This is a genomic window from Streptomyces rishiriensis, from assembly GCF_003112535.1.
In the GTDB taxonomy this organism is placed as follows: Bacteria; Actinomycetota; Actinomycetes; order Streptomycetales; family Streptomycetaceae; genus Streptomyces; species Streptomyces rishiriensis.
The window spans coordinates 207,013-232,429 of the sequence record NZ_BEWA01000009.1 but is presented as its reverse complement, the minus strand read 5'-3'; the positions used below and the strand labels follow the sequence as shown (position 1 = coordinate 232,429).

Sequence of the window (25,417 nt, the reverse complement as noted above, 5' to 3'; positions counted from 1 at the left end):
TCAGGCCACCCCCCGCGCATGCTCGACGACGGGCGCTCCGCGGCCGGGCAGGACCACGCCGACCAGGTCGATGCGGACGCCTCCCGGCGGCGCTCCCCCGTGCGCCTGGATCCATCGCGCGGCGAGCGTGCGCAGGCGTTCGGCCTTCTCCGGCGTCACCGCGGCCATCGGGTGCTGGAATCCGCCGCCCCGGCGGGTCTTCACCTCGCAGACGACCAGGACGTCGCCGTCCCGGGCGACGATGTCGATCTCGCCGGTCCTGCCGCAGCGCCAGTTGCGCTCCAGGACCGTCATCCCGGCCTCGGCGAGCCGCCGCGCGGCGAGATCCTCGCCGTACCTGCCGAGGGCTCCTCGGGCCAGATCCGTGTTCGTGCTCATGTGGGCACCACCTCCGGCACCCACGCTCACGCATCCGCCGCCCAGGAAAGGATCTTGGTGGACAACCCGGCGGCTGTGGAAAACCCCGTCACCCACACGGGCGCGGCCACGGGGGAGCGCGAGGGGCTCAGCTGCCCGGGAGCTCCAGATCGCTCTTGTTGAGCTCCTCGATGTTCACGTCCTTGAACGTGAGCACCCGCACCTGCTTCACGAACCGGGCCGGCCGGTACATGTCCCACACCCAGGCGTCGGCCATCGACACCTCGAAGAACACCTCACCCTGGACCGAGTGCACCTGCATCTCATAGTCATTGGTGAGGTAGAAACGCCGCTCGGTCTCGATCACGTATTTGAACAGACCGACGACATCGCGGTACTCCCGGTAGAGCTTCAGCTCCATCTCGGTCTCGTACTTCTCGAGGTCCTCGGCGCTCATGGCATGTTCCCCTTCAGCCGTGCGATCTCCCCATTGTGCGCCAGTCCCGTGCGCCCCTAGACGATTTCCGTGTCAAGGGTTACGGGTCCGGCCGGGAGACCTTCGTCGAGCAGCGTGCGCAGCAACTCGGCGAGTCTGGTCGGATACACCGTCTCATGTGCCTGGGTCAGTTCCCGACACGTCCACCAACGCGATCCGGCGACGCTGCGCCGCTCCAGCTCGGTCAGGGCCGTCGCCCGGATCGCCGTCTTCGTCGTACGGGCCAGGTAGTACCACTCGTCCTGGTCCCAGCGCCGGCCCGCGAAGGGGAACGAGCACACCCGCCGCCACAGCACCGGGCCCAGCTCGACCTCGGTGATGCCGGTCTCCTCGGCGAGTTCCCGCAGGGCGGCCTCTTCACGGGTCTCGTCGCCCTCGACACCGCCGCCGGGCGTGAACCACCAGTCGTCGGCGGGGTCGTCCGGCTCGTGGCCGTGCAGCAGCAGGATGCGGTCCTGCGGGTCGAGGAGGACGACCCGGGCGACCCTGCGCAGCCCGCCCCCGCAGGAGTCGGCGCCGGTGCCCGTCGGCTCGTCCGCCGTCTCAGCGGGCACCGGCGGGCTCCGGCCGGGCGCGGCCGCGGCGCCCCGACGTCCGCTTGGCGATCGGGCCGTAGGCGCCGCCGCCGAGGACCAGCACGGCTCCGGCGACGATCAGCCAGCCGATCGTGCCCAGCGGGCCGGGCTGGGAGAGGGAGCCGAGGGTCTCGAAGCCCGTGGGCCGCTTCAGCATGCCGTTCATGGGCCAGACGACGGCGTCGACACGGGCCTTGACGGCGCTGCGCGCGACCGTGCCCTGGGCGGCGTCGGTGAGGTGGGCGGTGGAGTCCAGGGAACCCTCCCGCTCGTCACCGAGCAGGAACAGCCGGCCGTCCGGCACCTTCACGGTCGGGATGTTCTTGTTCTCGGCCAGGCTGCCGGCGGGAAGATACGGTTCTTCGATCTGCTTGCCGTTCACGGTCAGCTTGCCGTCGGTGCAGCAGGAGACCGTGTCGCCGCCGACGGCGACCACCCGCTTCACCACGGGCGCGTTGCTCACCCAGGTCTTGTCGGTGAAGACGACCACGTCCCCGCGCCGTACCTCGCCGCCGCCGACCCGCTCGGCCAGCACCCGGTCGCCGGCGGCGATCGTCGGGCTCATGGAGCTGGTGGGCACGGTGTACGGCCGGTAGACCAGGGCTCCCCAGCCGAATCCGCCGAGGAACAGCACGAGGCCCAGTGCGACGGCCAGGCCGGACAGACGTTGTCCGGTCCGGCTGCCCACCGGGCCACTGCTGGTGCCGCCGCCACTCGGCGGGGCCGTACGCGTAGTGCTCTCGCCACCCATGGATCCGCACCCTACCCGGCGGTACCGAACCGGGTCAGCCCTTCGCCCCCGGACTTCCCCGGCCTCGGTCACAAGCTTGGGAAAGGGTTTGCACGGCGGAGAGGGAGAGGTCAGCGGGTCTCGGCGTCGTCCCGGACCCGCCGGCGACGCCACAGGACGACCGGCACGGCGCCGACCAGGGCGAGGCCGCCCGGCGCGACCGTCAGCGCCGCGGAGGCCGCGGACCGGTCGTTCAGGCCGGTCTGGTCGAACGTGTCCGGCACCGGCAGCGTGCCCCAGTGGCTGATCGGCCAGGCCTTGACGATGGCGCGTCCGACGACCTGGTCGACGGGGACCATGCCGTGGTTCTTGTCCGACTGGTTGTAGCGCGAGTCGCGCGAGTTCTGCCGGTGGTCGCCCATGACCCAGACGAAGCCCTTGGGGACCTTCACGGTGAACTGACCGCCCTGGTCGTCCTGGCTGCACGGGGTGTTGCCGGGGTAGACGTACGGCTCGTTCAGCGCCTTGCCGTTGACCGTGAGCGGGCCCGTGCCCTTGCAGGAGACCGTGTCGCCGCCGACGCCGATGACCCGCTTGATCAGGTCCTTCTCCTCCGCGGACGGCATCAGGCCGATCCAGCTGAGGACGGTCTGGAAGGCGTTCGGCTCGGCCGTGTTCTCGCCAGCCAGCCAGTCGTCGGGGTCGTGGAAGACGACGACCTCGCCGCGCTCGGGCTCGGAGCCGAACCACGGGGTCAGCTTGTCCACGAGGACCCGGTCGCCGATCTTCAGGGTGTTCTCCATCGACGCCGACGGGATGGAGAACGCCTGCACCAGGAACGTCTTGATCAACAGCGCCAGGACGAGCGCGATGCCGATCAGGATCGGCAGCTCCTTCCAGAAGGAGCGGGGCTTCTTCGCCTTCGGCGCCGGGCCGCCCGAACCCTCGCCGCCGGTCCTGGGCGACTCGCTCGACGGCGGGCCGTCGCCGCCCGCCGCAGGGTCACTCCCGGAGGTCACGCCGTCGTCCGGAGCCCGGTCGGCGGCTTCCACGGGGTGCCCGCGGTGATCCTCGCCGTCGTGCCCGGACCGTGCGCCAACCGCCACATCCCCCACGCCAACTCCTTACTCTGTGCCGCTGCCTGCCCCACGTACGACGCAGGCCCACCACTCCCATAACGAGCGGGAGTTCCGCAGGGGTCGGGAGTTGTCGAATCGATCCGTTCGGATCGCCGGAAGCCACACTATGCGACAGCCGGGCGGACGCGGTCGCCCCGGCAGCCGAGGCGGTCACGGAAGAGAAAGTTTGCGGTTCCTTGAGGCGCACCCAGTGACCCAGCGGCCAGGCGATGACCATGGCCCGGCCCACCACCCCGTCCTCCGAGACGGTCCCGCCGTAGTCGGTGTTCTGGTGGAAGCGGGAGTCGGCCGAATTGGCCCGGTGGTCGCCCATCACCCACAGCCGGCCCTGGGGGACGGTGATGTCGAACGGAGTGCTGGAGGGCGCGTTGCCGGGGTAGAGATACGACCCCTCCTCCAGCGGAGCGCCGTTGACGGTCACCCGCCCCTGGGTGTCGCAGCACACCACGCGGTCGCCGCCCACCCCGACGACCCGCTTGATGAGGTCCTTCTCGTCGTCGGACGGCAGCAGACCGATGAAGGTGAGCCCTTCCTTGACCTGCTTGACGACGACCGGGTCCTTCTTCTTCGCGGTGGTCTGCTCGTCGTTGAGCCAGCCGCCCGGATCCTTGAACACGACGACGTCCCCGCGCTCGGGCTTGGAGCCGAACCACGGGGTGAACTTGTCGACCAGGACGCGGTCGCCGATCTGGATCGTCTGCTCCATGGAGCCGGACGGGATCACGAAGGCCTGGACGAGGAACGTCTTCAGGACGAGGGCGATCAGGACGGCGACGCCGACCAGCAGCGGTATCTCCCGGACGGCCGACCGCCGGCGCTTGCGCTTGACCTTGCGCTGCAGCTTGCGCCGCTCGGCGCGCGAGCGTCCGCCGCTCGGAGCGGCGGTGCGTCGCGAGCCCGTGGGCAGGAGGTTGTCCGCCGGGGACGCGGGCACGCCGCGCGGCCTGCCGCGGTTACCCATGGGCGCCCTCCGCGCCGGGCACGCGCGCGTAGGCGCTCGGGCGGGGCAGCCGGGTCAGGTGCGCGAAGGGCCAGACGATCCAGTCGGCGCGGCCGATCACGTCGTCGACGGGGATCATTCCGCCGCCCGGTGAGCCGAGGTGGTCCCGCGAGTCGCGGGAACGGCCACGATGGTCGCCGAGGACGAACAGCGTGCCGTCGGGCACGACCACGTCGAAGTCGGCCGTGGACGGGCTGTCGCCGGGATACAGGAACGTCGACTCGTCGACCGACCGGCCGTTCACCTGGATCCTCCCCTCCTTGTCGCAGCAGACCACTCGGTCTCCCCCTACCCCCACGACGCGCTTGATGTAGTCGGAGTTCCCGAAGTAGCCGGTGCCGTCGAACACGACGACGTCGCCGCGCCGCGGCTCGGCACCGAAACGGTACGCCAACTTATTTACGAGAACGCGGTCGCCGATCCTCAATCCGTTTTCCATGGATCCGCTGGGAATCTGGAACGGTTGGGCCACGAAAGCGTTGAGTACCAGCAAAAACACCAGGCAGACCAGCAGGGTGAGACTGACCCGGCCGCCGGGCAGCCACGGGACGATCCGCCCCGCGAACGCGAAACGCGACCGCCCCTCCGGTCCCTCCGGGCCCGGGGTCTCCTGGGAGACGTCCTCGGGTGCGGAAGGGCGGGAGGAGCGGTCGCGCTCCGTCGGCTGAGCTTCGGTGTCCATCGGGGCCAGATGCTATCCGGCCCCTCTGTGAACCCCGGAAGGCGCTCAGTTGTCGCGCTTCTCCTTGATCTTCGCGGCCTTGCCGCGCAGCTCACGGAGGTAGTAGAGCTTGGCGCGACGCACGTCGCCGCGGGTCACGAGCTCGATCTTCTCGACGATCGGGGTGTGGACCGGGAAGGTGCGCTCCACGCCGACGGAGAAGGAGACCTTGCGGACCGTGAAGGTCTCGCGGACACCGGCGCCCTGACGGCGGATGACGACGCCCTTGAACTGCTGCACACGGGAGCGGTTGCCCTCGATGACGCGGACGTGGACGTTGACGGTGTCACCCGGGCGGAAGGCCGGGACGTCGCTGCGCAGCGACGCGGAGTCGACGGAGTCGAGCAGGTGAGACATTTCGTCTGCTTTCTTCGCTGATGCCACAGGTCATCAACGGAACTAGAAGTTCGGGGATTGAGTGCCGTGTGCCCGTCGAGGCGGGCGTCGTGTCCCCCTGCGGCAGGGGCGCACACCGGACGGCGCACAACAGCGACCTATTCTTCCACGCCGTCGGTCCTGCGCCAAAATCGGCCGTGGGGCTCACCCGCGGGGTCGGGGGCCCAGCCCAGGATGGAGAGCATCTCGCGGTCCTTCTTGTCGAAGGCCTTCGGCGGGCAGCGCTCTATCAGGTCGGGCCGGTTGGCGGTCGTGCGGCGCAGCGCCTCGTCCCGTCGCCAGCGGGCGATCTTGCCGTGGTGTCCGCTGAGCAGCACCTCCGGGATCTCCCGGCCGCGCCAGGCCGGCGGCTTCGTGTACACGGGGCCTTCCAGGAGGTTGGCCATGGCGCCGGGGGCGAAGGAGTCGTCGCGGTGGGACTCGGCGTTGCCGAGCACGCCGGGCAGCAGACGGGCCACCGCCTCGGTGACGACCAGCACGGCGGCCTCCCCGCCGGCCAGCACGTAGTCCCCGATGGAGACCTCGTAGACGGGGACCCTGGTGGCGTACTCGTCGACGACCCGCCGGTCGATGCCCTCGTAGCGGGCCGGCGTGAAGATCAGCCAGGGGCGCTCGGAGAGCTCGACGGCCAGTTCCTGGGTGAAGGGGCGTCCGCTCGGCGTCGGCACGACGATCGCCGGGGCGTGGGCGCCCGTCTCGTAGCCGTCGGCGAGGACCGAGTCGAGGGCGTCGCCCCAGGGGTCGGTCTTCATGACCATGCCCGGTCCGCCGCCGTAGGGGGTGTCGTCGACCGTGTTGTGCCGGTCGTAGGTCCACTCCCGCAGATCGTGCACGCGCACGTCCAGCCGGCCACGCGCGCGTGCCTTGCCGACGAGGGAGACGTTCAGCGGGTCGAGGTACTCGGGGAAGATCGTGACGACGTCGAGGCGCATCAGGACTCGTCCCCGGCCGAGTCGCGGGAGGAGGCGATCTCGGCGCGGTCGTCGATCAGACCGGGCGGCGGGTCGATGACCGCCCGCTGCTCCTCCAGGTCGATCTCGGTGACGATCGACTCGACGAACGGGATCATCACCTCGCTGCCGTCGGGCCGCTCGACGATGAAGAGGTCCTGGGAGGGGAGGTGGGAGATCTCGGTGATCCGGCCGATCTCCTCGCCGTCCTTGGTGACCACGTCCAGGTCCATCAGCTGGTGGTCGTAGTACTCGTCCTCCTCCTCGGGCAGCTCCTCGGGATCGACCTCGGCGATCAGGAGCGTGTTGCGCAGGGCTTCGGCGGCGTTGCGGTCGCGCACGCCCTCGAAGCGCAGGAGGAGACGGCCGCTGTGCACCCGGCCGGTCTCGATGGTCAGCGGGCCGGTCGAGGCCGGGTCCGTGGACAGGACGGCGCCGGGCGCGAGCCGCAGCTCCGGCTCGTCGGTGCGTACCTCGACGGTGACCTCGCCCTTGATGCCGTGGGCGCGGCCGATCCGTCCGACTACGAGCTGCACTTCTCAAGATCTCCTGTCGTGCCTGTCGTGCCTGTCATGCCTGCCGTGCCCGTCATGCCCTGTCGTGGCCCTTCATGCCTGGGGTCACGCGTCCGTCATGCCTGGGGTCACGAGTGCCGGAACGACTACGGGCCGGGGACGGCCCAGTGGCCCTCCCCGGCCCGAGCCGGTGCTGCGAAACGCGTCAGCGGACGTGATCCACGTCGACGAGGTCGACACGGACGCCCCGGCCGCCGATGGCGCCCACGACGGTGCGCAGAGCGCGTGCGGTGCGGCCGTTGCGGCCGATCACCTTGCCGAGGTCGTCCGGGTGGACCCGGACCTCGAGCACGCGCCCGCGGCGCAGGTCGCGCGAGGCGACCTGCACATCGTCGGGGTTGTCGACGATGCCCTTCACGAGGTGCTCAAGCGCCTCTTCGAGCATGCTGCTCAGGCCTCGGTCGACTCGGAGGACTCGGCGGCAGCCTCGTCCTTCTTCTCGGCCTTCTTCTTCTGGGTGATCGCCTCACCCTTGGCCGAGTCGTCGCCGCCGAGGGCTTCGAACGACGGGCGAGCCTTCTTCGGCTCGGCGACGAGCAGCGGCGCCGGGGCGGGCTCGCCCTTGAACTTCTGCCAGTCGCCGGTCTTCTTCAGGATGGCGAGCACGGGCTCGGTCGGCTGCGCGCCGACACCCAGCCAGTACGCCACACGGTCGGCGTCCACCTCGATGACCGAGGGGTGGTACGTCGGCTGGTACTTGCCGATCTCCTCGATCGCACGACCGTCGCGACGGGTACGGGAGTCGGCGATGACGATGCGGTAGTGAGGCGAACGGATCTTGCCCAGACGCTTCAGCTTGATCTTGACTGCCACGGGAGTGGGTTCTCCTGGTTTTGACGTGATTGGGCACGGCGAAGTTGCCGCGTGGGGTTGCGGTACCCGAGTGCCCGATGGACGCGTCAGCCGGAGGAGAGAGGGGTCCTGTGCGACTGTCGAGTACAGCTAGCCATTGTGCCACACCCGGCGGGTCGCCTCGGGCCGCGGGGCCTTCGGCGCCCGGGCACACCCCATCGACGCCCGGCGTCGGAGGCGTGCCGGGTGTGCGGCCCGGACCGCGGGGCCCCGGCCGCACGCGCCCTCGCCTTCTCGCCGTCGACCGGCAGCCACGAGATGCCGGTGCAGGGCTGCCCGGCTTACGCCGCGCCGGCGATCTCCGGGATCCGGAACGGCTTGCCGCAGCCCCCGCACACGATCGGCGCCTGGGCCAGGACCGAGGGCACGACGCGCACGTTGCGCCCGCAGTCGCAGACGGCCTTGACCCGGACGCCTCCGCCCGAGGAGCCGTGCCGGGCGGCCGGACCGCGGAAGGTGCGGGCGGTGTCGGCGGAGGTGGCCGCCGTGTGGGCCTTGAGGGCCCGCTGGAGGCGCTCGATGGTGGGCCGGTAGCGACGCTTGGCCTCGGGGTTGAGCGTCACCAGGGAGAACCCGCTGCTGGGGTGGGGCTCCTCGGGGTGGTCCAGACCCAGTTCCTCGGCGATCGCGAGGAATCTGCGGTTGTGGTAGCGGCCGGCACGGGAGGTGTCGCGGACGCCGCGGGCGGCGGCGATGCCATGGACTGCCTCATGGAGCAGTCGCTCGAAGGAGAGCTCGTGACCGCAGGCGGACGACGACTCCCCGATCAGGGACTCTGGCGCGGCGAGATCCGGCAGCTCGGGGTGGTACCGCTGAATGTCGGCCCACGCCTCTGCCAGCTCTGCGGCGAGAACTGGTGGTGTCTGTGTCGTGCTCACGTAATGACAACGAGCGGGGGTGCCCCTGTGTTCCTATTCCGGGCCATCCCAAATAATTTGCACGTACCCGTCAGTTGGCACTGATGCGTCCGGACGAGGGCGGGTGCGCTGATCTGCGGATAAGCCTCACAGCTCATACCAAGCTGGTGCGTAGTCCGCGCTACGACCCGGCGCGTGGACCAGGTCCGCGCGCCGGGGTGCGGACGTCCCGAGGGGGCGCAAGGGGCGTTTCGGCCGCTCTCGCCGACGGAAGGCGCTGCCTCAGTAAGCGCGTGCGACGACCGCGACGTTACCGCGACCGTCCTCGCCGTCCGGCACCGGGCCGCCCCGGGCGGCCGGCGGGGGCGGGTGCCCTGATCATGGCGCGATGGTACGGCCCCGAGTTGCCGGTATGTGAATTCTCGCCACAGGCACATGCCGTCCCCAACCAGGACACCGCAACCCCTGGACGCGGCCGCAGACGGGGAGTTACCTGGCATACGGGAGCGGTGCGAGGGCACTGCACGGGGGCCCACCTGAGCGAGTCGAGCGGCAGACTCCCGGCGGATTGGGGCGCTTTTCCATGACACCTGTTCTCGTGCGACAGCATCTGCCTCACGCGGGGCCGGCGTCCCGCGCGGATCTGGGTGCCCGCGCGCGTGACTGGTCCGAGATCCAGGAACGGATGCTGGTTCCGCTCTACGAGGCCGTCCACGAGCGACTGGACGTGGGGCCGGGCACCCGGCTCCTGTCCCTCGGCTGCGGATCCGGGCTCGCCCTGGTGATGGCGGCCTCCAGGGGCGCGGCGCTCACCGGCGTCGAGTCCGCCTCCCCCGCGCGGCTGGCCCTCGCCCGCGAGCGGCTGCTCGGAGAGAGCCGGGAGGCACGCGCGCGTGCGGACGTCCGGCTCACCGACCGGCTGCCCGCCGACCGGCCGGCCGCGTACACGGTCGTGACGGCCTTCGAGCCGATCGGACAGGTGGCGGGCGACACGGAGGAACTGACCGGACTGCTGGCGGCCGCGACGCCGCTCGCCCGGCGCGGCACGCCCGTGGTGCTGGTGGGCTGGGGCCCGCCCGAGCGCTGCGCCACCACCGCGGTGCTCCGGGTCGCGGCCAAGCTCGCGGACCAGGACCGCGGCACGGTCCGGTTACGTCCGGCGCTCCGCGACGACCTGGAGGAGGTCGCCCGGCGGGCCGGACTGCGGCCGGACGGATCGGGGCGGGTCGCCTGTCCGTTCGGGTACGCCGACCTGGACAGCGCCCTCAAGGGGCTGCTCTCCACGGGTCTGTTCGACGCGGCGGTGGCGGCGACGGACCAGGCGCAGGTCGACAAGGAGGTCGCGGAGGCGCTGCACCCGTACCGGCGCTCGGACGGCACGGTGTGGATGCCGAACGTCTTCCGGTACCTGATCGCCCGCACTCCCTGACGCGCCCGTGCACGCGGCGTCCCGCCGACGCACCCCTGCACCCGGCGTCCCGCCTACGCACCCCTGCACGCGGCGTCCCGCCGACGCACCCCTGCACCCGGCGTCCCGCCTACGCACCCCTGCACGCGGCGTCCCGCCGACGCACCCCTGCACCCGGCGTCCCGCCTACGCACCCCTGCACGCGGCGTCCCGCCTACGCACCCCTGCACGGGGCGTCCCGCTGACGCAGCTGTGCACACGGCTCGCCGACGCACGCCGTGCAGCCGTCCGTGTCCGCCGCGGGCCGCGTCCGTCAGGTCCCGGTCCCCTCGTCGGTCTTGGTCAGCCGGGCGACGCCGGCGATCCGGTACGCGTCCGCCTCCTCCAGCGTCTCGTGTTCCAGCAGCGCCAGGGCCAGGGCGTCCAACTGCCCCCGGTGGTCGCGGAGTTTGCGGCAGGCCTCCTCGTAGCAGTCGTCGACGATGCGTCGCATCTCGTGGTCGATGACGTCGAGGGTCGCCGGGGCGGCGGCGAGGCCGTAGGCCTGCTGGGCGTCGTTGGGGAGGGCGGAGAGGCGGCCCACCCGTTCGCTCATGCCCCAGCGCGCGACCATCCCGCGCGCGATGTTGGTGACCTGCTCCAGGTCGTTCTCGGCGCCGGTGGTGAAGACGCCGTAGACGACGTGTTCGGCCGCCATCCCGCCGAGGGCGCCGATGATGCGGCCGCGCAGATACTCCTCGGAGAGCGCGTACCGCTCCACCTCGGGGGTCGACATGGTCACCCCGAGGGCTCGGCCGCGCGGCACGATGGTGACCTTGCGGACCGGGTCGGCGCCGGGCTGCAGCATGCCCAGGAGGGCGTGGCCGCTCTCGTGGAAGGCCGTGCGCCGGCGGTCCTCCTCGGGCATGACCAGCGTGCGCTCGGCCCCGAGCTGGACCTTCTCCAGCGCCTCGGACAGGTCGGACTGCGTGACCTGCTCCTGCTTGCGCTTCACGGCGAGCAGCGCGGCCTCGTTGGCGAGATTGGCCAGATCCGCTCCCGTCATGCCGGGGGTCGTCCGGGCCACCCGGGACAGGTCCACGTCGGGCGCGAGCGGGATCTCGCGGGTGTGGATGCCGAGGATCGCCTCACGTCCGGCGCGGTCCGGCGGGGAGACGCTGACCACCCGGTCGAAGCGGCCGGGCCGGGTCAGCGCCGGGTCGAGGATGTCGGCGCGGTTGGTCGCCGCGATGACGATGACGCCCTCGGAGCCCGTGAAGCCGTCCATCTCGGTGAGGATCTGGTTCAGGGTCTGCTCGCGCTCGTCGTGACCGCTCACCGAGGCGCCGCCGCCCCGGATCCGGCCGATGGTGTCGATCTCGTCGATGAAGATGATCGACGGCGCCACCTTGCGGGCCTCGGCGAACAGCTCGCGGACCCGGGACGCGCCGACGCCGACGATCATCTCGATGAACTCGGAGGCCGAGGCGGAGAAGAACGGCACGCCGGCCTCGCCCGCCACCGCGCGTGCCAGCAGGGTCTTGCCGGTGCCTGGCGAGCCGGCGAGCAGGACGCCACGGGGCATCTTCGCGCCCATCCGGCGGTACAGCTCGGGGTGCTCCAGGAAGTCGACGACGTCGTCCAGCTCGCCCTTGACCTCGTCGATGCCGGCCACGTCGGCGAAGGTGGTACGCCGGACGCCGGGCCGCAGCCCCACCGGTCTGGGCGGCGCCTTGCGTCCGAGCATGCCGCCCGGGCCGCCCTGACCTCCGCCGAAGCGTCGGGCGAAGAAGATCCACAGGGCCGCCAGCAGCACGATCGGCGCCAGCGAGAGCAGCACGTTGGACAGCAGGCTGCGCTGCTGCACGACCGGCCGCGCGGTCACCGTGACGTGCTGGCGGTCCAGGCTCTGCCAGAGATCGTCGTTCGCGAAGGCGGGGCGCTGCGTCTTGAACGTCTTGTACTGGCCGCCGCCGTCGGGGTCGTCACGGGCGTTCTTCAGCCGGCCCTGGATGGCGTCGCCCTTGGAGTAGATCTTGTCGACGTTGCCCGCGTCGACCTGTCTGCTGAACTCCGTGTAGGAGATCGTCGGTTCGTCTCCCCCGCCGAGGTAGTTCAGCCCGATGTACACCAGCAGGAAGACGACCACCGCGGTGACGGCCAGCCCCCACCAGCGGCCGCGCGTCCTCCTGCCGTCGGGGGGGCGCGATCCGTCGTCGGGGGTGCCCTCGGTGCGCCACGGCTGTTCCGGAGTCTTGCGCGCCGGAGCGGCATTGCTCATATCTGGACGTTACGACAGAGCCCCGGCCACGGCATGCGCTGAGGGCGCCCTCCGGCTCGGGAGAGCGCCCTCGGCGGTGTCGGGACTCAGCCCATGAACTTCTTGAACTCGTCCGGCAGCTCGAAGTCCTGAGCGCCCTGCTGCGGCAGTCCGAGCGCGTTGCCGCCCTGAGCCTGGGCCTCGCGGCGCCGGGCCGCCTCCAGCTCCTGCTGCTTGCGCTTCATCGGGTTGCCGGAGCGCTGCTTGCCCTTGGCCTGCTTCGGCTGCTTCTTCGTCCGGCCGGCACCGCCGCCCATACCCGGCATCCCCGGCATTCCGGGCATGCCGCCGCCCTGGGCCATGCGGGACATCATCTTGCGGGCCTCGAAGAACCGCTCGACCAGGCCCTTCACCGCGCTGACCTCGACGCCGGAGCCCTTGGCGATACGGGCGCGGCGCGAGCCGTTGATGATCGTCGGTTCCTGGCGCTCGGCCGGCGTCATCGACTTGATGATCGCGGCCGTGCGGTCGACGTCCCGCTCGTCGAGGTTGGCGATCTGGTCCTTGATCTGGCCCATGCCGGGCAGCATGCCGAGCAGCTTGGAGATGCTGCCCATCTTCCTGACCTGCTCCATCTGGGCCAGGAAGTCGTCCAGGGTGAAGTCCTGGCCCTTCTTGGACGCCAGCTTGGAGGCCATCTTCTCGGCCTCTTCCTGGCTGAACGTCTTCTCCGCCTGCTCGATCAGGGTGAGGAGGTCACCCATGTCGAGGATGCGGGAGGCCATCCGGTCAGGGTGGAAGGCGTCGAACTCGTCGAGCTTCTCGCCGTTCGACGCGAACATGATCGGCTTGCCGGTCACCGAGGCGATCGACAGGGCCGCGCCGCCGCGGGCGTCGCCGTCGAGCTTGGACAGCACCACGCCGTCGAAGCCGACGCCGTCACGGAAGGCCTCGGCGGTGTTGACCGCGTCCTGGCCGATCATCGCGTCGACGACGAAGAGGATCTCGTCGGGCGAGACGGCGTCGCGGATGTCCGCGGCCTGCCGCATCAGCTCGGCGTCGATGCCGAGCCGGCCGGCGGTGTCCACGATCACGATGTCGTGGACCTTGGCCTTGGCGAACTCGATGGAGTCCTTGGCGACCTGCACCGGGTCGCCCACGCCGTTGCCCGGCTGCGGGGCGTAGACGGCCACGCCGGCGCGCTCGGCGACGACGCTGAGCTGGTTGACGGCGTTGGGGCGCTGGAGGTCGCAGGCGACGAGCAGCGGCGAGTGGCCCTGCTCCTTCAGCCAGCGGCCGAGCTTGCCCGCGAGGGTGGTCTTGCCCGCGCCCTGCAGGCCCGCGAGCATGATCACGGTGGGCGGCTGCTTGGCGAAGCGCAGGCGGCGGGTCTCGCCGCCCAGGATCGTGACGAGTTCGTCGTTGACGATCTTCAGGACCTGCTGGGCGGGGTTCAGCGCCTTGGACACCTCGGAGCCGAGGGCCCGCTCCTTGACGTTCTTGATGAACGTGCGGACGACGGGAAGAGCGACGTCGGCCTCGAGGAGCGCGATGCGGATCTCGCGCGCCGTGGCGTCGATGTCCGCTTCGCTCAGGCGCCCCTTGCCGCGCAAGTTCTTGAAGGTCGCTGAAAGGCGATCGGAGAGAGTATCGAACACGGCGGCGTCGGTCCTCGGAGTCGGGGGCAGTCTGAGCGTCTTCCAGGGTATCCGGCCGCGCAAGACATTCGTCCCCGCCTGCTGTATTCAGCGGACGGGGACGGCCGGCGCGGCCCGTGCTCAGGCCCGCAGGGTCTCCTCCAGCTTGCGGGTGACGGAGGCGGCCTCGTCGGCGGGAAGGGGCGCGCCGTCGGCTCCGGTGACGTAGAACGCGTCCACGGCGTTCGCGCCGAGGGTGGAGACGTGCATGCTGCGCACGTGCAGTCCCTCGTCCTCCAGGGCCTGTCCGATCCGGAACAGCAGGCCCGGCGCGTCCTGGGCGCGCACCTCGATGACCGTGGCGTGCCGGGAGGCCGCGGAGGCCACCGTCACCCGTGAGGGGGGCGCCACCACGCCCCGGCGGCGGGGGTAGGCGGCGTCCCGTTCCGCGAGCCGTCCGCCGATGTCCAGCGAGCCGTCGAGGGCGCGTACGAGATCGGCGCGGAGCCGGGCGGCCTGGGGCAGGGAGCCGTACTCGGCGGCGACCCGCCAGTTCAGCAGCAGGACGGAGCCCTCGACTCCGGTCGGCAGGTCCAGGGCGCGCAGCTCGGCGGTGCGCACGGTCAGCCGGTGCACGGCGAGCACGCCGGCCACCGCGGGCAGCACGCCGGCCTGGTCGGGCACCGCGATGAGCAGCTCGACACCGAGGGGCTCGGGGTCGTCGGCGGGCCGGTCCTCGGCAGGCGGCTCGGTCTGCGCGTGCAGGGAGAGCACCGGGCTGCCGGTGGCGATCGCCTCGATGGCGAGCCGCTCCTGCTCGGCGGTGGGCGCGGCCGCGTCGGGCTCCTCGGGCTCGTCCCCGGCGAGCGCCGCCGCGACCCGCTTGACCAGGTCCGCCACGAGCGAACCCCGCCAGGAGGACCAGGCGGCGGGCCCGGTGGCGAGCGCGTCCGCCTCGGTGAGCGCGTGCAGCAGCTCCAGGGTGCTCTGCGAGCCGACCGCTTCGGCGACCGAGCGGACCGTGGCCGGGTCCTCCAGGTCGCGCCGGGTGGCCGTCTCGATCAGCAGCAGGTGGTGCCGGACGAGGGAGGACAGCACCGCCACGTCCGCGCGGTCGAAGCCGATGCGGGCGGCGACGTCCTTGGCGATGATCTCGCCCGCCACGGAGTGGTCGCCGGGCCAGCCCTTGCCGATGTCGTGCAGCAGGGCGGCGACCAGGAGGAGGTCGGGGCGGCTGACGCGGCGGGTGAACTCGGAGGCGCGCACGGCCGTCTCGATGAGGTGCCGGTCGACGGTCCAGATGTGCACGGCGTTGCGCTGCGGCCGGCAGCGCACCCGCTCCCAGTCGGGCAGCAGCTGCGTGATCAGGCCCTCGGCCTCCAGCGCCTCCCAGACCTCGACGGTGGGCCGGCCGGAGCCGAGCAGGGTGACCAGCTGCTCACGGGCCTCGGCGGGCCAGGGAGTGGGCAGCGGGCGCACGGTCGCGGCGAGACGCCGTACGGCGTGCAGGGAGAGCGGGAGTCCGGCCTGTGCGGCGGCGGCCGCGGCGCGCAGCGGGAGCACGGGGTCGCGTTCGGGGCGGGCGGCACGGGCGAGCACCACCTCGCCGTCCTGCTCCACGACGCCCTCGGCCAGCGGCGACCGCTCGGGTGCGGGCTTGCCGCCGCCGAGCATGGCGCGCAGCCGGGGCCGCACGGCGCGCGACCGCAGCACGCGTCCCACCTCACGCCAGGTGACGTCGCTGGCGTACGAGATGACGCGTGCCGCCTCGTACACCTGCCGCAGCAGGGTGTCCGCGTCCAGCAGACCCAGCTCGGCGGCGACCTGGTCCTGCTCCTGGAGGGCGAGCCGGTCCGTCGCGCGGCCCGTGGCCAGGTGCAGGGCGTCCCGTACGTCGAGGAGCCGGCGGCGCGCGCCGTCGAGGCCCTCACGGGGCGCGTCCGCCAGCCAGGAGGCGGCGACGGCGCGCAGCGCGGTGGCGTCCCGCAGCCCGCCGCGCGCCTCCTTGAGGTCGGGTTCCAGCAGGTACTGCAGCTCGCCCTGGCGTTCGGCGCGCTCGGCGCACAGTTCCTGGAGCTCGGGCAGCCGCCTGGGCGCCTGGTTGCGCCAGTCGGCGAGGACCGACGTCCGCAGCCCGGCGGTCAGACCGAGGTCGCCGGCGAGGTGGCGGGCGTCCAGCAGGCCGAGCTGGACCTTGAGGTCCTCCCCGGCGGTCCTGCGGGCTTCCGCAGGGGTCCGGACGGAGTGGTCGAGGGCGAGGCCCAGATCCCAGACGGGGTACCAGAGGCGGTCGGCGAGGGCGGCGACCTCCTTGCCGTCGGCGCCGTCGTGCAGCAGGAGGAGGTCGAGGTCGCTGCGCGGGGACAGCTCTCCGCGGCCGTAGCCGCCGACGGCGACCAGGGACACGCCCTTGAGGTCCCCGGCGCCGGCGGCGAACAGCCCGGCCAGCCATTCGTCGGTCAGTTCGGCGAGGGCCGCACGGCGCGGCGGCCCGGACCGCGCCCCCTCGGTGAGGAGGCGCAGCCGGGCCGCCGCGTAGCCGCTGGGTCCCGAGTCCTCTGCATCCTTGCGCACGTCCGTACTCGTCACCCAGTGACTCCTGTTCTGTTCTGCCGTCAGAGCGCGTCCGGGCCGCGCTCGCCGGTGCGGACCCGTACGGCCGTCTCGACCGGGAGGGACCAGACCTTGCCGTCACCGATCTTGCCGGTGCGGGCCGCCTTGACGATGACGTCGATCAGCTGCTCGGCGTCGTCGTCCTCGGCCAGCACCTCGATGCGGATCTTGGGCACCAGGTCGACGGTGTACTCGGCACCACGGTAGACCTCGGTGTGGCCCCGCTGACGACCGTAGCCGCTGGCCTCGGTGACCGTCAGACCGTGCACGCCGAAGGCCTGCAGGGCTTCCTTGATCTCGTCGAGCCGGTGGGGCTTGACGACGGCGGTGATGAGCTTCATGCGTCCACCTTCTTGCTCGCGTCGGCGACCGCGGTCGGGAGGGCGGTCGTGCGGGCGGCGCCGCCGCCGGCCCCGCTGAAGTCGTATGCGGTCTCGGCGTGCTCCGCCTGGTCGATGCCCGCGATCTCGTCGTCCTCGGAGACCCGCATGCCGATGGTCTTGTCGAGGAGGAAGGCGAGGACCGCGGAGACCACCAGCGAGTAGGCGAGGATCGCGAAGACCCCGGCGCACTGCTTCCACAGCTGGTCGAAGGAGTGGTCGCCGTAGAAGACGCCGGTCGCTTCGGACTGGCCCTTGCCGGTGGCGAAGAAGCCGATCAGCAGGGAGCCCGCGACACCGCCGACGAGGTGGACGCCGACGACGTCGAGCGAGTCGTCGTAACCGAACTTGTACTTCAGGCCGACGGCCATGGCGCACAGCACACCGGCGATGGCGCCGACGGCGATCGCGCCGAGCGGGGAGACCGCACCGCCCGAGGGGGTGATGGCGACCAGACCGGCGACCGCGCCGGAGGCGGCGCCCAGCGTGGTGAACGCGCCGTGGCGGATCTTCTCGTAGGCGAGCCAGGCCAGCATGGCGGCGGCGGTGGCGACCTGCGTGTTGACGAACATCAGCGCGCCGACGCCGTCGTCGTTGCCGAGCCACGAGCCGGCGTTGAAGCCGAACCAGCCGAACCACAGCAGACCGGCGCCGAGCATGACCAGCGGCAGGCTGTGCGGGCGCATCGGGTCCTTCTTGAACCCGACGCGCTTGCCGATGACGAGGATCACGCCGAGGGCCGCGGCGCCGGCGTTGATGTGGACCGCCGTACCGCCCGCGAAGTCGATGACGCCCAGCTCGAAGGCCCAGCCGCCGGCGCCCCAGACCCAGTGCGCGACCGGGAAGTAGACGACCGTGGCCCACAGCGCGACGAACAGCGCCCAGGCGGAGAACTTCACGCGGTCGGCCAGCGCGCCGCTGATCAGGGCGGGCGTGATGATGGCGAACATCATCTGGAAGACCATGAAGACGAAGATCGGGATGGTGTAGCCGTCCCACAGCTGCGTCAGGCCGATGTTGCTGAGGCCGACCCAGTCGGAGTTCCAGCCGATGAGGCTGCCGGAGTCGGTCCCGAAGGCGAGCGAGAAGCCGTACAGCACCCACAGGATGGTGACGATCCCTATGCTGATGAAGCTCATCATCAGCATGTTCAGCGTGCTCTTGACGCGGACCATGCCGCCGTAGAAGAAGGCGAGGCCCGGAGTCATGATCAGCACCAGGGCGGAACAGATGAGCATGAAGCCTGTGTTCGCGGAGGACAGCTTGGGTGCCTCCGCGGCAAGCGTGATGGCTGCTGCCATCGGCGTCTCCTCGTCGTAGGTACGGCCCCGTGCGGGCGAAGCCAGAGCGGGTTCGTGAGGGGTGGGCCGGTTATGCGCCATGAGATTCGCGCAGTGCGGTTTCGGTGGAAGCCCCTCGTTGTTTCGCCGCCGTGACGAAGACGGCCCCTGCGTTACGCCTCGATGAACTGCCTGATGTCCGGCGAGTGGATCGTTATCGTGGCGCAACCTTCACCGGGGGAAGGAGAAACCGGCCGCGGTCGGCCTTCCGATGACCTGGCACGGGGGAGCCGAGTCGGGCTGTTCGGGAGGGCCGGCCGCGGCCGGGGTACCGGGGTTGTGCCGTGCGGGTCAGACCGCCTCGGCCGTCTCCGGGAGCTCGATGGTGAGCCGTTCGGTGAGGTCCACGACCTCGGAGAGCTCCCCGAAATCGCGTACAGCGCTGTCGACGGTCTTGCGGATGCGCGTGTTCACCCGCTCGGAGCGCACCTTCTTCGCCTCCTTCATGGCCTGGGTGGCGAGGGTGGCGCTCTGCTCGGGCTCACGCTGCAGCAGATGCACGGTGGCCATGCCGATCAGGTTCAGCACATAGGACCGCTGGTGGTCGCAGTCGCCCGCGAACAGCTCGACGGCCCTGCGCATCAGGGGCTCGGCCAGCGACGCGTACGCGGGGCTGCGGCCGGCGACATAGGCGAGGTCGCGGAAGGAGTGGCTGTTCTCGCCGTACAGCTCGGCCTCGGAGAAGAAACGGATCCAGTCCGGGTCGGGCTCGTCCCACTCGTCCGCCTCGGCGAAGGTGTCCTCGGCCATCCGCACCGCCCGCTTGCACCGGCCGGGCTGCCCCATGTTGGCGTAGGCGCGGGCCTCCATCGCATACAGCATGGACTGGGTGCGCGGGCCGGCGCAGTCCCGGCTGCCGTACTGCGCGAGGTGGATCAGCTCCAGGGCGTCCTCGGGCCGGCCGAGGTGGATCATCTGACGGCTCATGCTGGACAGCACGTAACTGCCGAGCGGCCGGTCGCCCGCCTCCTTGGCGGCGTGCAGGGCGAGGACGAAGTACTTCTGCGCGGTCGGTTGCAGACCCACGTCGTACGACATCCAGCCGGCCAGCTCCGCCAGTTCGGCGGCGACCTTGAACAACTTCTTCGAAGTGGCCTCGGGCTGCGGTTCCTGGAGCAGGTCGGTCACCTCGTGCAGCTGTCCGACGACCGCCTTGCGGCGCAGACCGCCTCCGCACTGCGCGTCCCACTGCCGGAACATCACGGTGGTGGACTCCAGCAGCTCCAGTTCGGGCCGGGAGAGCCGGCCGCGGGCCCGGCTGGTCGGCATCGAGTCCGGTTCCGCGAGCTGGGCGGGCGGCGAGGGGACGAGCCAGCGCTGCATGGGCTCGATGAGGGACGGTCCCGCGCACAGGGCGAGCGAGGTCCCGAGGAAGCCGCGCCGGGCCAGCATCAGGTCGCTGCGTGAGAACTCGCTGAGCTGGGCCACCGTCTGCGGAGCCGTCCACGGCAGGTCGACGCCGGTCGCGGAGGGCGACTGGCGCGCGGCGCGCAGCCCGAGGTCCTCGACGGAGACGACGCAGCCGAACCGCTCGGAGAACAGCTCGGACAGGATCCTGGGGATGGGCTCGCGGGGGTTCTCGCCGTCCAGCCAGCGGCGCACCCTGGAGGTGTCCGTGGAGATGTGGTTGGCGCCCAACTGCCGGGCTCGGCGGTTGACTTGGCGGGCCAGTTCGCCCTTCGACCAGCCGCTGCGCACGAACCACGAAGTGAGCAGCTCGTTCGGGCGCTTGTCCGCGCCCGCAGCGTTGGTTCCGCTTCCGCCGTTGCCGCTCACTGGAACGCCCCCAATTCCTGAGACCACTTGTCACCGAGTGCGCCAAGCCCTATCAGAATGCCGGTAAATACGGCCCGCCGTACGGTACTTGTCACCCTTCGAACGGAAAGGCGACTTGCCTCCGGCATACCCACAAGCGCATGTGCCTCCATGACCCGCATACTCAAAGTAGTCCTACGATCACGCTCCCAGCCATGGCGATCCCGGAAACGCCACCATTCGCCACCCCTTCGAATGAACTCTCGGGGCCTCGTCAGCGATTCACTTGACATAGGACAGCCGCGGGTGAGCGGAGCGAAGCACTCAGGGGCGCGCGCAGTCGAGCACACCACCGAGGACGCCTCCGGGCGCTGCCTGGACCGGGCGGCCAGCGGGAAGCGACAACACACAGAGTCACAGCACGGGACCGCTGCGTAACCATCGGCGCGTCGGACCCGTTGGAGGGGGCAGTCGGACCCGTTGGAGGGGGCATGGGCTTCACGATCGGCGGCATTCGCGAGATCCGATCCGGTGCGCGCAGGCGGGGCCGCTCGTCCGAGTGCACCGCCGTCGCCGAGTTCACGGGTCTGTGGGGCTGGGACGCGGTGCCGGGCGCGCGGGCCGCGGCGGGCGTCTGCTCGTGCGGACGTCCCGACTGCCGTGCACCGGGCGCGCACCCCCTGGAGTTCGCCCCGCGGGTCCCCGCCGGAGCCACTCTCGACGACGTGATCAGGGCCTGGTCGGAGTTCCCCGGCGCCGCGATCATGCTGCCCGTCGGGCGGGCGTTCGACGTGATCGACGTCGCCGAGCCCGCCGGGCGTCGCGCCCTGGTCCGCCTGGAGCGCATGGGGCTGCCCCTCGGCCCGGTCGTCGCCACCCCGCACGGGCGCACCCAGTTCTTCGTCGCCCCGGGCGCCGCCGCGGAGCTGCCCGGCCTGCTCTACCGCATGGGCTGGGACGACCCGACCGCCCTCGACCTGCGCGGTCTCGGCCCCGGCGCGCACATCACGGCCCCGCCCTCCGACCGCGGCGGCCTCGGCCCGGCGCGCTGGCTGCGCCCGCCCGCGCTGGACTCGGCGACCCGCCCCCCGGAGGCGCGGCTGCTCCTGGGCACCCTGGCCTACCTGGCCCACCGCTCACGCGCCTGAGACGGACCGGCCGCACGAGCCGCACGTCGAGACCGGCCGCACGAGCGATGCGTCGAGATCGGCCGCACGAACGGTACGTCGAGTGCGCGCACGACGGGTGCGACGCGTGCGCGCGCACGACCCGTACGACGCGTGCTGCGTCGTACACAGCGAAGCGCCCGCTCCCAGTGCACCTGGGGGCGGGCGCTTCTCGCAGCCGGGCGGGGGGGGGCGGTCGATGCTCCCTCGGACTCTCGGCTTCCCGGTCGCGTCGGCTTCTCGGGCTGCTGGGCCTTCTCAGTCTCCGATGAGGGCGTCGACGAACGCCTCCGGCTCGAACGGCGCCAGGTCGTCCGCGCCCTCGCCGAGTCCCACCAGTTTGACCGGGACGCCCAGCTCGCGCTGGACCGCGACCACGATGCCGCCCTTGGCCGTGCCGTCCAGCTTGGTCAGCACGATGCCGGTGATGTCCACGACCTCGGCGAAGACGCGGGCCTGGACGAGCCCGTTCTGCCCCGTGGTGGCGTCGAGGACGAGCAGGATCTCGTCCAGCGGGGCGTGCTTCTCGACGACCCGCTTGACCTTGCCGAGCTCGTCCATGAGGCCGGTCTTGGTGTGCAGGCGGCCGGCGGTGTCGATGAGGACGACGTCGACCCCCATCTCCTTGCCCTCCTTCACCGCGTCGAACGCGACGGAGGCGGGGTCGCCGGCCTCGGGGCCGCGCACGGTGTGGGCGCCGACACGCTCGCCCCAGGTCTGGAGCTGGTCGGCGGCGGCGGCGCGGAAGGTGTCGGCGGCGCCCAGCACGACGGTGCGCCCGTCGGCCACGAGCACCCGCGCGAGCTTGCCGGTGGTGGTGGTCTTGCCGGTGCCGTTGACCCCGACGACCATCACGATGCCGGGCTTGCGGTCCGCCGGCTCGGTCTTCACCGTGCGGTCGACGTCCGTGCCGACCAGCTTGAGGAGCTCGTCGCGCAGCAGGGCGCGCAGTTCCTCCGGGGTGCGCGTGCCGAGCACCTTGACGCGCTCGCGCAGCCGCTCCACCAGTTCCTGGGTGGGCTGCACGCCGACGTCGGCGGTGAGCAGGGTGTCCTCGATCTCCTCCCAGGTGTCCTCGTCGAGGTGCTCGCGCGAGAGCAGCGTGAGCAGCCCCTTGCCGAGGGCGTTCTGCGAACGGGAGAGCCGGGCGCGGAGACGGATCAGCCGCCCTTCCGTCGGCTCGGGGATCTCGAGCTCGGGAACCTCGACGGAGGGCCCGGCGGGCGGCTCCTCGACGGTGGTGCCGGTCGCGCCGCCCCCGGGGAGGTCCACCTCCTCGATCGTGCGGCGCGGTTCGTCGCGCGGCGTCTCGGCCTCGTCGCCGACGTGCGGCTCGGTCGGCGGGGCGGTGATGTCGGGCGCGGTGGGGGGCGGCGGGGGCAGCGACTTCTGCCGTCGACTGCCGACGACGAGCCCGCCGAGCACCGCGAGCACGACCACGGCGATGACTACAGCAAGGATGACGGTTTCCATAACGCACCCAGTATGCGCGACCCCTCTGCGCCGACACGGGCGGCGGCCCGGTCGCCCGTCCCCCGATCACTCCGCTCCACCAGCGGAGGCGTCCCGCCGGGGCGGTGCGACGGCTTCGAGCCGGTCCTCGAGGGGTTCCGGAGCATGGCTATCTGACGTTCCGTCAGCTACCGTCCCCCCACATCCGCCGAAGGGGGTCGCCATGCCCGTCACCGTCGTCCGCTTCAACCTCGTCGCGCCCGGTGCGACCCCCGCCGAGCTGGGCGTCCGCTACCGGGCCGCGCTGGAGATGGCCGCGTACGCGGACGAGCACGGGGTCACGACCCTGCAGACGGAGGAACACCACGGCGTCGAGAACAACTGGATGCCGTCCCCGTTCGTGTTCGCGGGCGCGGTGCTCGGGGCGACCCGGCGGCTGGCGGTGACCGTCTCCGCCGCCATCGGCCCGCTGCACGACCCGCTGCGGCTCGCCGAGGACATCGCGGTGCTCGATCTGCTGAGCGGCGGCCGGCTGGTGACGGTCGCCGGGATCGGGTACCGGCCCGAGGAGTACGCCCGGGCGGGCGTGGAGTGGAAGCGCCGGGGCCGGCTCCAGGACGAGTTGCTGGAGACCGTGCTGCGGGCCTGGACCGGGGAGGAGTTCGAGTACCGCGGCCGTACGGTGCGGGTCACCCCGCGCCCGGGGACCGCGCCGCACCCCTTGCTGCTGGTCGGCGGCTCCTCGCAGGCCGCCGCCCGCCGGGCCGCCCGGCTCGGTCTGCCCTTCTTCCCCAGCGCGCACCTGCCGGAGCTGGAGGCGTACTACAAGGAGCGGCTGGTGGAGTACGGGACGGAGGGCTGGACGATGATGCCCGGCGCCGAGACCCCGCTGCTGCACCTCGCCGAGGATCCGGACCGGGCCTGGGCCCGGTACGGCGGGCACTTCCTGCACGAGGCCCGGACGTACGCCTCCTGGCAGTCCGGGGACATCCGCTCGGCGGTGCGGTCGGGGGCGCTCACGGTCGACGAGCTCCGGGACGAGGGCGTGTACCGCGTCCTCACGCCGGACGAGTGCGTGGCGCAGGGGCTCGACAACCTCGTCCTGCACCCGCTGGCCGGCGGGATGCCGGTGGAGGAGGGCTGGCGCAGTCTGCGGCTGTTCTGCGAACGCGTGCTGCCCCGGCTCGGGGGGTGAGCCGGGGCAGCACGCGTCACGGGTGTCGAGGAGCGGGCAGCGGGGACTTGGCCCGGCTCCTCGAGTTCAGGGGCTGGAGGGCCTCGTCGCACGACTCGGCCCTGGCTCGTGGCTCAGCCCATCTCCTCCAGCGCCTTGCCCTTCGTCTCCTTGACGTACTTCAGGACGAACGGGATGGAGAGCGCGGCGAAGACCGTGTAGATCACGTAGGTCGCGGAGAGGTTCCAGTCGGCCAGCGACGGGAAGCTCGCGGTGATGGCCCAGTTGGCGATCCACTGCGCGGAGGCGGCCACGCCGAGGGCGGCGGCGCGGATCCGGTTGGGGAACATCTCGCCGAGGAAGACCCAGACGACGACGCCCCACGAGAGGGCGAAGAAGAGGACGAACACATGGGCGGCGATCAGGGCGATCCAGCCCTGGGCGGCCGGGAGCTTGCCGTCGACGAGGTCGTAGGAGAACGCCCAGGCCTCCAGCGCGAGTCCGACGACCATGCCGACGGAGCCGATGAGGGCGAGCGGCCTGCGGCCGACGCGGTCCACGAAGATCATGGCGATCACGGTGCCGATGATGTTGATGATCGACGTCGTGAAGGAGTAGAAGAACGAGTCCGTCGGGTCGACGCCGACCGACTGCCACAGCGTCGAGGAGTAGTAGAACGCGACGTTGATGCCGACGAACTGCTGGAAGACCGACAGGCCGATGCCGACCCAGACGATCGGCTTGAAGAAGAAGGAGCCGCCGAGCAGGTCCTTGAAGGTGGACTTGTGCTCGCTCTTCATCGCGTGCTCGATCTCGGCGACGCGGGCGTCCAGGTCGATCTTGTCGCCCTCGACCTCTTCCAGGATGTCGCGGGCCCGCTCGCGCTTGCCGACGGAGATCAGGAAGCGCGGGGACTCGGGGATGGCGAAGGAGAGCAGGCCGTACAGGACGGCCGGGACGACCATCACGCCGAGCATGACCTGCCAGGCCTCCAGGCCCATGAGCTTGCCGCGCTGGTCGCCGCCCGCGGAGTTGAGCAGACCCCAGTTGACCAGCTGCGAGATCGCGATGCCGATGACGATCGCGGCCTGCTGGAAGGATCCGAGCCGGCCGCGGTAGGCGGGCGGGGCGACCTCGGCGATGTAGGCGGGGCCGATCACGGAGGCCATGCCGATGGCGAAGCCGCCGACGACCCGCCACAGGGCGAAGTCCCACAGCGCGAAGGGCAGGGCCGAGCCGACGGCGCTGGCCGTGAACAGCACGGCGGCGATCTGCATCACCCGGATGCGGCCGATGCGGTCCGCCATGCGGCCGGCGGTCGCGGCGCCGATGGCGCAGCCGATCAGGGCGATGGCGATGACCTGGGCGAGGGCGGCGGAGCCCACGTCGTAGCGGTCCCGGATGGCCTCCACGGCGCCGTTGATCACGGAGCTGTCGTAGCCGAAGAGGAAGCCGCCCATCGCGGCCGCCGCGGCGATGAAGATGACATGCCCGAGATGATCGGGGTGAGCCGTCCCGGCTCCTGACTTGGGCGCCTGCTCTGTGCTGGTCACGTGAACTCCTCGGGCCACCGGCAACGCTGCCGGCGTGGTCAGCCTTCCAGGT

24 protein-coding genes are annotated in these 25,417 nt (G+C 71.4%); 3 read left to right on the top strand and 21 right to left on the bottom strand.

The window, feature by feature from the left end; translation table 11 throughout:
- From Sri02f_RS17100 to Sri02f_RS17040, 13 genes are all read right to left on the bottom strand, one after another.
- On the bottom strand, positions 1 to 378 hold the full coding sequence (locus tag Sri02f_RS17100) for a YraN family protein (protein ID WP_167467565.1): 378 nt from the start codon (positions 376 to 378) through the stop codon (positions 1 to 3).
- Positions 379 to 505: 127 nt separating this feature from the next.
- Positions 506 to 814, bottom strand: coding sequence for a DUF2469 domain-containing protein (locus Sri02f_RS17095; RefSeq protein WP_005311352.1), 309 nt, complete (start codon positions 812 to 814; stop codon positions 506 to 508).
- Positions 815 to 870: 56 nt separating this feature from the next.
- Positions 871 to 1,407, bottom strand: coding sequence for an NUDIX hydrolase (locus Sri02f_RS17090; RefSeq protein ID WP_109002160.1), 537 nt, complete (start codon positions 1,405 to 1,407; stop codon positions 871 to 873).
- Positions 1,397 to 2,179 (bottom strand): signal peptidase I, encoded by a 783-nt coding sequence (gene lepB / locus Sri02f_RS17085; protein ID WP_109002159.1) that lies wholly within the window; start codon positions 2,177 to 2,179, stop codon positions 1,397 to 1,399. Before lepB (Sri02f_RS17085) ends, Sri02f_RS17090 begins: the two co-directional genes overlap by 11 nt.
- 110 nt (positions 2,180 to 2,289) lie before the next feature.
- Complete coding sequence (lepB, locus tag Sri02f_RS17080; RefSeq protein ID WP_109002158.1) at positions 2,290 to 3,273, bottom strand: signal peptidase I; 984 nt, start codon at positions 3,271 to 3,273, stop codon at positions 2,290 to 2,292.
- A complete protein-coding gene (lepB, locus tag Sri02f_RS17075; protein WP_109002157.1) occupies positions 3,161 to 4,258 on the bottom strand; it encodes a signal peptidase I in 1,098 nt (365 codons plus the stop codon). Before lepB (Sri02f_RS17075) ends, lepB (Sri02f_RS17080) begins: the two co-directional genes overlap by 113 nt.
- Positions 4,251 to 4,979 (bottom strand): signal peptidase I, encoded by a 729-nt coding sequence (gene lepB, locus Sri02f_RS17070; RefSeq protein WP_109002156.1) that lies wholly within the window; start codon positions 4,977 to 4,979, stop codon positions 4,251 to 4,253. Before lepB (Sri02f_RS17070) ends, lepB (Sri02f_RS17075) begins: the two co-directional genes overlap by 8 nt.
- Before the next feature lie 45 nt (positions 4,980 to 5,024).
- Positions 5,025 to 5,375: a 50S ribosomal protein L19 gene (gene rplS, locus Sri02f_RS17065; RefSeq protein ID WP_030041016.1), complete on the bottom strand. Its 351-nt coding sequence runs from the start codon at positions 5,373 to 5,375 to the stop codon at positions 5,025 to 5,027.
- Positions 5,376 to 5,512: 137 nt separating this feature from the next.
- Positions 5,513 to 6,346, bottom strand: coding sequence for a tRNA (guanosine(37)-N1)-methyltransferase TrmD (gene trmD, locus Sri02f_RS17060; RefSeq protein WP_109002155.1), 834 nt, complete (start codon positions 6,344 to 6,346; stop codon positions 5,513 to 5,515).
- A complete protein-coding gene (gene rimM, locus Sri02f_RS17055; RefSeq protein WP_109002154.1) occupies positions 6,346 to 6,900 on the bottom strand; it encodes a ribosome maturation factor RimM in 555 nt (184 codons plus the stop codon). Before rimM ends, trmD begins: the two co-directional genes overlap by 1 nt.
- Positions 6,901 to 7,084: 184 nt before the next feature.
- Positions 7,085 to 7,324, bottom strand: coding sequence for an RNA-binding protein (locus tag Sri02f_RS17050; protein WP_005479813.1), 240 nt, complete (start codon positions 7,322 to 7,324; stop codon positions 7,085 to 7,087).
- 5 nt (positions 7,325 to 7,329) lie between these two features.
- Positions 7,330 to 7,752 carry a 30S ribosomal protein S16 gene (gene rpsP, locus Sri02f_RS17045; RefSeq protein WP_109002153.1) on the bottom strand — a complete coding sequence of 141 codons (423 nt, stop codon included), beginning with the start codon at positions 7,750 to 7,752 and terminating at the stop codon, positions 7,330 to 7,332.
- Between the two features lie 320 nt (positions 7,753 to 8,072).
- A complete protein-coding gene (locus Sri02f_RS17040) occupies positions 8,073 to 8,669 on the bottom strand; it encodes a hypothetical protein (RefSeq protein ID WP_069773287.1) in 597 nt (198 codons plus the stop codon).
- A gap of 562 nt (positions 8,670 to 9,231) precedes the next feature.
- Here Sri02f_RS17040 and Sri02f_RS17035 point away from each other — a divergent pair.
- Positions 9,232 to 10,077, top strand: coding sequence for an SAM-dependent methyltransferase (locus tag Sri02f_RS17035; RefSeq protein WP_109002152.1), 846 nt, complete (start codon positions 9,232 to 9,234; stop codon positions 10,075 to 10,077).
- A gap of 292 nt (positions 10,078 to 10,369) precedes the next feature.
- On the opposite strand, the gene ftsH is transcribed toward Sri02f_RS17035, so the two are convergent.
- The 6 genes from ftsH to nsdA form a co-directional block, all read right to left on the bottom strand.
- On the bottom strand, positions 10,370 to 12,316 hold the full coding sequence (ftsH, locus tag Sri02f_RS17030; protein WP_109002151.1) for an ATP-dependent zinc metalloprotease FtsH: 1,947 nt from the start codon (positions 12,314 to 12,316) through the stop codon (positions 10,370 to 10,372).
- 86 nt (positions 12,317 to 12,402) lie between these two features.
- Positions 12,403 to 13,953, bottom strand: coding sequence for a signal recognition particle protein (gene ffh / locus Sri02f_RS17025; RefSeq protein WP_109002150.1), 1,551 nt, complete (start codon positions 13,951 to 13,953; stop codon positions 12,403 to 12,405).
- Positions 13,954 to 14,073: 120 nt separating this feature from the next.
- On the bottom strand, positions 14,074 to 16,521 hold the full coding sequence (locus Sri02f_RS17020; protein ID WP_109002149.1) for a [protein-PII] uridylyltransferase: 2,448 nt from the start codon (positions 16,519 to 16,521) through the stop codon (positions 14,074 to 14,076).
- Between the two features lie 26 nt (positions 16,522 to 16,547).
- Positions 16,548 to 16,886 (bottom strand): P-II family nitrogen regulator, encoded by a 339-nt coding sequence (locus Sri02f_RS17015; protein WP_003997576.1) that lies wholly within the window; start codon positions 16,884 to 16,886, stop codon positions 16,548 to 16,550.
- The gene (locus Sri02f_RS17010) at positions 16,883 to 18,226 is read right to left on the bottom strand and encodes an ammonium transporter (RefSeq protein WP_109002148.1); all 1,344 of its coding nucleotides are present in this window, start codon (positions 18,224 to 18,226) and stop codon (positions 16,883 to 16,885) included. The genes Sri02f_RS17015 and Sri02f_RS17010 overlap by 4 nt, the downstream gene beginning before the upstream one ends.
- A gap of 330 nt (positions 18,227 to 18,556) precedes the next feature.
- Positions 18,557 to 20,041, bottom strand: a complete 1,485-nt coding sequence (gene nsdA / locus Sri02f_RS17005) for a transcriptional repressor NsdA (protein WP_109002147.1) — start codon at positions 20,039 to 20,041, stop codon at positions 18,557 to 18,559.
- Between the two features lie 470 nt (positions 20,042 to 20,511).
- Here nsdA and Sri02f_RS17000 point away from each other — a divergent pair, with 470 nt between their 5' ends.
- Positions 20,512 to 21,168 carry a bifunctional DNA primase/polymerase gene (locus tag Sri02f_RS17000; RefSeq protein WP_109002146.1) on the top strand — a complete coding sequence of 219 codons (657 nt, stop codon included), beginning with the start codon at positions 20,512 to 20,514 and terminating at the stop codon, positions 21,166 to 21,168.
- Between the two features lie 276 nt (positions 21,169 to 21,444).
- On the opposite strand, the gene ftsY is transcribed toward Sri02f_RS17000, so the two are convergent.
- A complete protein-coding gene (gene ftsY, locus Sri02f_RS16995; protein WP_109002145.1) occupies positions 21,445 to 22,659 on the bottom strand; it encodes a signal recognition particle-docking protein FtsY in 1,215 nt (404 codons plus the stop codon).
- 202 nt (positions 22,660 to 22,861) lie between these two features.
- On the opposite strand from ftsY, the gene Sri02f_RS16990 reads away from it, so the two are divergent.
- Positions 22,862 to 23,833 carry an LLM class flavin-dependent oxidoreductase gene (locus Sri02f_RS16990; protein WP_109002144.1) on the top strand — a complete coding sequence of 324 codons (972 nt, stop codon included), beginning with the start codon at positions 22,862 to 22,864 and terminating at the stop codon, positions 23,831 to 23,833.
- Positions 23,834 to 23,946: 113 nt separating this feature from the next.
- On the opposite strand, the gene Sri02f_RS16985 is transcribed toward Sri02f_RS16990, so the two are convergent.
- A complete protein-coding gene (locus Sri02f_RS16985) occupies positions 23,947 to 25,365 on the bottom strand; it encodes a sugar porter family MFS transporter (protein ID WP_109002143.1) in 1,419 nt (472 codons plus the stop codon).
- Between the last annotated feature and the right edge of the window lie 52 nt (positions 25,366 to 25,417).